This is a genomic window from Aporhodopirellula aestuarii (genome assembly GCF_023701485.1).
In the GTDB taxonomy this organism is placed as follows: Bacteria; Planctomycetota; Planctomycetia; order Pirellulales; family Pirellulaceae; genus Rhodopirellula; species Rhodopirellula aestuarii.
The window spans coordinates 55,100-62,851 of sequence record NZ_JAMQBK010000084.1; the positions used below are offsets into that span (position 1 = coordinate 55,100).

The following is a 7,752-nucleotide window of genomic DNA, read 5'->3' on the forward strand; positions in this document are numbered from 1 at the left end:
ATCGGTGGTTCTCGACATGCATGGTTCTCTCGAATTGGGACTCGGTCCCTCCTTAGAACAGACTCGCTGATTAACAAAAACGTGTTAATCAGAACGCGATTTGTTCGTGGAGGCGAAAAATCCGGCCTGGGTTAACGTCCTTCTGATAACTGGGATTTGCGTTTGCGTCGTCCGTTACGGGGCCCCGGATTTCCGGCGTTTTCCGCATCGATGGCGCCAAACTGTTCGATCTCTCAATTCCGGCACCCCGATTGAGACAGAGCACTCTCTCTGACTCTCTGGGTTAATAGTGACACTCCGGTTCATAGGCCGCGCGATATCCGAGACAACATCTGCCGGTGGCGAGAGTTTGAGAGACCCTCTCTCCTCGACTCGGCTTCATCTCACTTCTCACATCGGTCAACACACCGATGCAACTTTGATTCAATCCCTCGACGCTGAAGACGATGTACTGAGGTGGCCGCCAAAACCCAGGCCACCTCAACATGACCAATCACGTAGCCGAGTCGCTCCGAGACTCGTGCAATTGTTTGACGCTGTTGCTGCGTCATGCTCGGAGAGGCTGTGAATTTATTAGAGTGGCCGTTCGCTCCTAGGCTGTGAATTTATCCACGTGGCCGTTCGCTCCCGCGAACGAGCGCGCCATTAACCTCCGTTTGCGGGGGACGTTGATTGTTTTAGTGCTCTTGTTAGCGGTACGGCGCAAGCCGTTCGGTTCCGAGTCACCGGACGGCTCGCGCCGTTCCGCTATATTTGAAATCCTTCAGTAATACAATCTACGTCCCCCGGCGAATAGATTCACAGCCTAAGAGAGCCATACGTTCGTGGCAGAGTGCACCACGCCGAATGACGCCGAGGTGTCTGGGCCTCGTCCGACCGTTCTGACTACCTTGTCCGAACCACTGCCTTCGTCAAATCCAACGAGTACGGGAACCGTGGATCGTGATATTGCTTCGTCAAATCGACCGGTAAACCACTCCCGCCCTCAGCAAATCGTCCCGCCACGGAAACGGCGGCAAGCGTTGCCGGTGGTGGCGGCGGTGGCGGTTCGGCCGGATGTTGGCCTCGGAGTTCGGGAATCGGAGGTGTGCCAGTGGTACCAAAGGTCCAAGTGTGCGGCGGCGCGGGATAATAGGTGCAACCGCCAACAATGCGGTCAGTCCACGTATCGATCAAATCAAACATGAGAGCGGTGACGGGGGCGACGGTGGGATGCGAAGTCGATGGCGGCTGGCACACCTTGTACCGGACGCCGGCGACGTAGTCCCCTTGAATCGCTCCGGGATTCAACGGCACCAATTCTTGATTGCAGGCCAACACGTAACGATCAGGAGGCATGCCGACCAAGCGAACCTGGATGCGCTCATTGGCAACGTCGATGAAACGGGCCATTCCGCCACCGGTGATTTCTTCCGCCAACAACGGCCATGGCTCGTGGGCTCGGCGCAGTTCCAGCGTGATGTCACCGATTTGAACGCTTCCCAATTTGGGAAAATTCATTTCTAGCAGCGGCGTGAACCAATCTTGCTGCAACGGAATTCCGCTCTTACCAAGTTCGCCGAGCACCGTTTCGAAGTCTTCCCAAAGCACGTGCGGCAACATGAATCGATCATGCAAAGCGGTCTCCCAAGTCACCAAGGGTTGGGTGTAGGGTTGGTGACTGAAGTGGGAGATCAACGCGCGGACCAGCAACGCTTGCAGCGAGGCGAGTCGCGGATGCGACGGCATATCAAAGCTGCGTAACATGATTTGTCCCAGCCGTCGACTTTGTCGTTCCGGGGCGTAGAGTCGGTCGACACGCATTTCGGCGCGATGCATGTTCCCGGCGGCGTCCGCTAAGAGATGCCGCAGCAATCGATCGGGCACCCAAGGCAAGGACGAATCATGTGGAAAGCGTTCCAGTGCGATGCCAAGTTCGTAGATCGCATCGTCGCGACCTTCATCCGGACGCGGCGCAGTTCCGCTGGGCCCGATCAGGGTGCCTGAAAAAAAGTAGGACAAACTCGGGTGGTTCTGCCAGTAAGCGATCAAGGATCGCAATACTTGCGGTCGGTTCAAGAACGGGCTTTCCGCCGGCGTCGGTCCGCTGAGCGTCAGCGTCGTGTAACTGTTGGGGCGCTGACGTGTGTCATCGCGACGGCCCCCGTGTTCACAATCGAGACCCACCCCATCGGCTTCGGCGTAGGCGGTTTCGTATAGCTCGCACTGTTCTTGCCAGCTCGACGCTGCCGGAAGGAATAGACGCAGTAAACCGCTGTCCGGCTCAAAGGCGAAACGTTTCAATCTCGGATCGTGCGGGGGTTCGTAGCCTTCCAACACGACCGGCAGCTCGATTGAGTCGGCCGCTGATTCGATCGCTGCGATCAAACTGACATAATGTTCGGCATCATGAATCGGCGGCAAAAAGACATGCAGAACGCCGTCACGAGGTTCGACACAAGTCGCGGTGCGCGGTGCTCGACCGTGACCGTTGCGGTCGACACAAGCGATCGGGTCAGGCGAATGTTCGATTTCGATCTGCCTCGCAACCACTTCGCCGTACACTTCGGGGAGCAACGGTTTCTCTTCAAATAGGCTCGGCTCGACCGGAATGTCATCCGGCTCGGTCGCGTGTTTTGACAAACTATGCAGCGGCAATCGGAAGCCAAGCGAGAAATCGCCGGGCAACAAATACAAACCCGCACGACGAAACTTCCACACGCCGCTTGCCCAGCACTCCTTGTGAGCATCCCACCGCAGCGGCAAAACGAAGCCGGCCGGTTCGGTCGATCGAGCGGATAGTTGGTCCGCCAACCGTTGCCGTTGCAGCGGATCGCCGAGTTCATCGCCCCGTGGAACGTAGTTCAAAAGCGCGGGATCGTTCGACAACTGGTGTAACCAGTCTTCGTGGGCAGGGATGACAAATTCCGTACCGAGTCCCAAGTTTGCGGCCAGCCTCTCAGCCAATTGACGCGCATCTTCAGCGGTAGCGGAGCGGGGCGAGTTCTGACCGTCCCACAACAAATCACCGTTTCGCCACAGCGGTCGGCCGTCCTGACGGTAACAGCAACTCAGTCGCCAACGCGCCGATGCTTCACCCTGGATATGTTCGCTTTGGCAGAGGTGCACGGCACCGCCCGGTGCCCACTTTGTCTTCAACCGATTCAATAGCGAGCGGGCGGTGCGAAGTTTATCGTCGCCGAGTGTCTGGTTAGTCCACTCCGGGGCACCCGCGTTACGAGCCGAAACAAAATTCACCTCCGCACTACTACACAGCCCGAGCTGTTGTTCGTTCAGCTTGTCATCAACATAGCGGCCGGTCGCACTGATGTCGCGCCACTGCGTTTCGCTCAGCGGCTTGCCGGGCGAAACGGGTTTCAGCCGTCGCAGCCCAATTTCGTTCTGATGGCTTGCGACGCGTTGCTCGTTAATCCCAACCAATGGCACCGTGCGAAACGGATCGGGAGCACTGGACAGTGGGATGTGGTTCTCGGCAGTGAAGATTCCCAAGCTGGGGTCGAGTCCGATCCAGCCGGCACCCGGCACAAACACCTCGCTCCAGGCATGCATGCGGGCGCTGTCGCCACTTTCGTCTTCGCTGATCTCACCTTCGTCATCAAGGGTAAGTGAAATCAGATACCCCGACGTGAATCGTGCGGCCAGGCCGACCGAACGCAGACTTTGGGTCAACACCCAAGCCAGATCACGTGCCGAACCGCCGCCTTGCTCAATAACGACATCCAGATCAATCGGCTTGGGCTCCACCGGCGCCAGCGTCTTCAACTCCTCGCAGACGTAATCTTTCATGTACGTCAAAAACTCGACCAGAACACGCGGTGATCGGTCAAGCTTTTCCAGCCAATTGGTGAACGCCGGGCCGCATGCTTTTTGATGCAAATAGGGTGTCAATTCCTTTTGCAGCTGATCGGGATATTCGAAAGGAAACTCGTAGGCATACGGCTCAACAAAGAAGTCGAATGGATTGACCGGTTCAAGATCCAGGATGACGTCGACGTCGAACCCGATGCTGCTGAAAGGCTCCGGCAGATCAAGCCGTCCAAGATGGTTCTCGAACGGATCTCGGACCCACGTCAGCCAGGGTTGATCGACGTGAATTTTGATCGAATACGCCTCGACCTGTGCGGCAGTATGTGGCGCAGGTCGTAGCCGCAACCACAGCGTCGCTGGGTCGATCTGGCGGTCAAAGACGTAGCCAACATGATGGCTGAGGGCAACACGCGTGGTCATGATTTACTTTGGCGGCGCAAGTCTAAGGTGTGCGGATAATCGGGATTAAGCTCGGGGACGGGTTCACGCTGCCGCAGCGGAGGCAAGTCGGCGTAGTAGTCTTTCAACTCGTTGACCCAAGCGGGCAACGGTGGATCGTTTGCGCTGTGTCCCCAAGACCAAAAGCGAGACATCCGGCGTGCCTCCGCTTCGAACGCATTGATAGGAAATGTTTCGTATCCGAGCCCGCCAGGGTGACTGACGTGATAAACACATCCACCGATCGAACGACCCAACTGGGTGTCAAATACGTCGAATACCAGGGGTGCGTGCATCTCGATGGTCGGGTGTAACCCGAAGGCGGCTTTCCATGCCTTGAACCGAACGCCGGCAACGTACTCACCGGCAACTCCCGTCTCATGCAACGGCAAAGTGCGACGATTGCAAGTCACACGATAACGCTCGGGATCGAGACCGCGACAAATGATCTCGAGCCGTTCAACAGCCGAATCGACCACGCGTGCCTGACGTTGGGTAGCGGTTTCTTCGCCCAACACCAACCACGGTTCGAGCGCCATCCGCAACTCCAGTTCAACGCCACCGTACGTTACGCGGCCATAAACAGGAAAACGGAATTCAAAGAAAGGCTCATACCATCCCAATTCGAATGGGTAACCATCATCAGAGAGTTCCTTCATCACGGATTGGAAATCGCTCCGCACGTAATGCGGCAACATGAATCGATCGTGCAGTGCGGTACCCCAGCGGACCAATCGATGGCGATAAGGTTTACGCCAAAACTTCACGATCAGAGCCCGCAGCAAGAGCATTTGGGCCAGACTCATCCGAGCGTGTGGAGGCATTTCAAACGCACGGAACTCTACCAATCCCAATCGTCCTTTGGGTCGGTCGGCCGGATAGAGCTTGTCGATACAGAATTCAGCCCGGTGGGTATTTCCGGTCAAATCGGCCAGGAAACTCCGCAGACAGTAATCCAAATCAACCGGGGAAACCCCCGTCTCGATTTCCTGCAGACTCAGTTCCAATTCATCGAGCAAATGATTGCCGCGTTCATCGATTCGTGGTGCTTGCGAGGTCGGACCGATGAATAAACCGGAGAACAGATACGATAGCGACGGATGGTGTTGCCAGTACGTGATCAACGATCGCAACAGATCGGGCCGGCGCAAGAAGGGGCTATCCGTCGGATCGACCGCGCCGAGCGTCACATGGTTGCCGCCGCCGGTGCCGGTATGCCGTCCGTCCAGCATGAACTTTTCGGTCGCCAACCTCGACAGACGCGCCTGTTCGTACAAGGAAACCGTGTTCTCTTCTAAATCATCCCAGTTATCCGCGGGCTGAATGTTGACCTCAATCACACCCGGGTCGGGCGTGACCTTCAGCGAATCTAATTGCGGCGCCGAAGGCGGTTCGTAGCCTTCAATCATTAGCGGAATGCCCAGCTCCGCGGCGGTGTCTTCGATTGCGGTGAGCAAAGCAGCGTAGTGATCGAAATTTTCCAGTCGCGGCATGAACACGTACAGATGTCCTTGGCGCGGTTCGATGCACAACGCGGTATATGGCACCTCGAGCATCTGTTTGAAATAGGCACGCACCGTTTCGCTCGGGGCATCAGCGGCCGGCGGTTCGGTACCCTGTGAAAAACCGGACCCAATGTCCTGGGGTGGCTGCACCGATGGTGCAACGTAGTCGTAAGGAATGAACTCTTCGATCGCCCACGGCAGTTGCCCGAGTGGCAACCGCAGCCCCATGGGGGATCCACCGGGGAGCAAAAACATCTCACCGCGGGGAACGACCCAGGTTCCCGATCGCCAATGGTTGATTCCCCAATCCCAACGTAGAGGCAAGGCGTAACCGATCGCTCGGTCCAAACCGCGTTCCAGAGCCAGACTAAGGTCGTCGCGATACTGTGGAGCCCAAGGGATCGTAATGTTGTCAACGCCATCGGGCTGCTGGCTTTCACGCCACAGATAGTACAGCCAGTCCTCTCGCGCGGGCACCAGGAACTTCGACTCCACGCCCAGTTTGCCAGACAGCACTTGGCCGAAACGCTCTGCATCCTCGACCGTGACATTAGACTTCTTTGTTTCGTCGGCGATCAGTTTTTCGTCACGCCAGAGGGGAATGCCATCTGTCCGCCAAAAACAGCCCAGCGCCCAACGCGGCAACGGTTCGCCGGGGTACCATTTGCCTTCGCCGTAGTGCAGCAACGCGCCCGTTGCATAAGTGCTTTTCAAACGTTTCAGCAACGCACCGGCCCGCTCGCGTTTGTGGACGCCTAATGCTTCGGTGTTCCACTGTGCGCCATCCATGTCGTCGATCGAGACGAACGTCGGTTCGCCTCCCATCGTTAGTCGGACGTCGAGTTCGCCCAGGTCGCGATCAAGCCGCCGACCCAACGTGCGAATCGATTCCCATTGCTCTTCAGTGTACGGTTTGGTTACCCGCGGGTCTTCGTGGATGCGTGTTACCACGTTGCGAAATTCGAATTCAACTTCGCATTTTTCCGAGGCCCCGGTGACCGGTGCCGCACTGACGGGATCGGGCGTGCAAGCCAACGGAATGTGACCTTCGCCGGCAAAAAGCCCTGACGTTGGATCCAAACCCATCCAGCCTGCACCCGGAATGTAAACCTCCGTCCAAGCGTGCAGGTCGGTAAAGTCGTGATCAGTACCCGAGGGGCCGTCGAGGGATTTCTCGTCGGGTGTGAGCTGCACCAGGTAACCGGAAACAAATCGTGCGGCGAGACCGATGTGACGCAGGATTTGAACCAGCAGCCAAGCGGTGTCGCGACAGGAGCCTTTTCGTATCTCCAGTGTTTCTTCGCAAGTCTGGATGCCGACCTCTAAACGAATGTTGTAGCCGATGTCCTGCTGCAACTTGTGGTTGAGGTAAACCAGAAAGTCGATGCAGCGGCGCGGCGTGTGATCAATGTCCGCCAGCCACTCTTTCAGGAGCGGCCCGTCGTCGGTGATCTCGAAATAAGGATCGAGTTCGTGCCGCAGCAACGCGTCATACTCGAAGGGATACTTTTCGGCATATTCTTCGACGAACACATCAAACGGATTGATCACCGTCAATTCGGCGTCCAACCGCACGTCGACCACAAACTCCGTCACCGGATCTGGGAAAATCACGCGGGCGATGTAATTGCCGAACGGATCTTGCTGCCAGTGGAGGTGATGCCCCTCTGGCTCGATGTTCAGGTGGTAGTGGTGGATCGGCGTCCGTGCATGCGGCGCCGGTCGTAAACGAATGACATGCGGCGACATCCGGATCGGCCGGTCATAGATGTATCGCGTGTAGTGTTCAATTCCGACATGTATTGCCACGGTCGCGTCGACTCCGCTGGTCCGTCGATCGCGCCACTGAGGGCGCATCTCGAGAACCGGTAGTAAGTTTCTGTTTGTCCAATGAGATCCGCCAGGGCAAGTTTACTCAGATGTGTCGATATTTGTCGGAGAAACTTGTGACGACAAGCAGCTTCCCGGGATTTCGGTCTCGAGGCTAGAGCATTTTCCTTAT

General features: G+C 57.0%; 2 protein-coding genes. Both read right to left on the reverse strand.

The genetic code is table 11. The annotated features are described in order from the left end of the window. Nucleotides 1-885: 885 nt before the first annotated feature. On the reverse strand, nucleotides 886-4,227 hold the full coding sequence (locus tag NB063_RS27720) for a transglutaminase family protein (protein WP_250932314.1): 3,342 nt from the start codon (nucleotides 4,225-4,227) through the stop codon (nucleotides 886-888). After that, nucleotides 4,224-7,607: a transglutaminase family protein gene (locus NB063_RS27725; RefSeq protein ID WP_250932315.1), complete on the reverse strand. Its 3,384-nt coding sequence runs from the start codon at nucleotides 7,605-7,607 to the stop codon at nucleotides 4,224-4,226. The genes NB063_RS27720 and NB063_RS27725 overlap by 4 nt, the downstream gene beginning before the upstream one ends. Nucleotides 7,608-7,752 lie beyond the last annotated feature (145 nt).

Bases quoted from the DNA above. Each gene is read 5' to 3' on its own strand.
- NB063_RS27720 (WP_250932314.1), bottom strand. From the start codon at position 4,227: ATGACCACGCGTGTTGCCCTCAGCCATCATGTTGGCTACGTCTTTGAC.
- NB063_RS27725 (WP_250932315.1), bottom strand. From the start codon at position 7,607: ATGCGCCCTCAGTGGCGCGATCGACGGACCAGCGGAGTCGACGCGACC.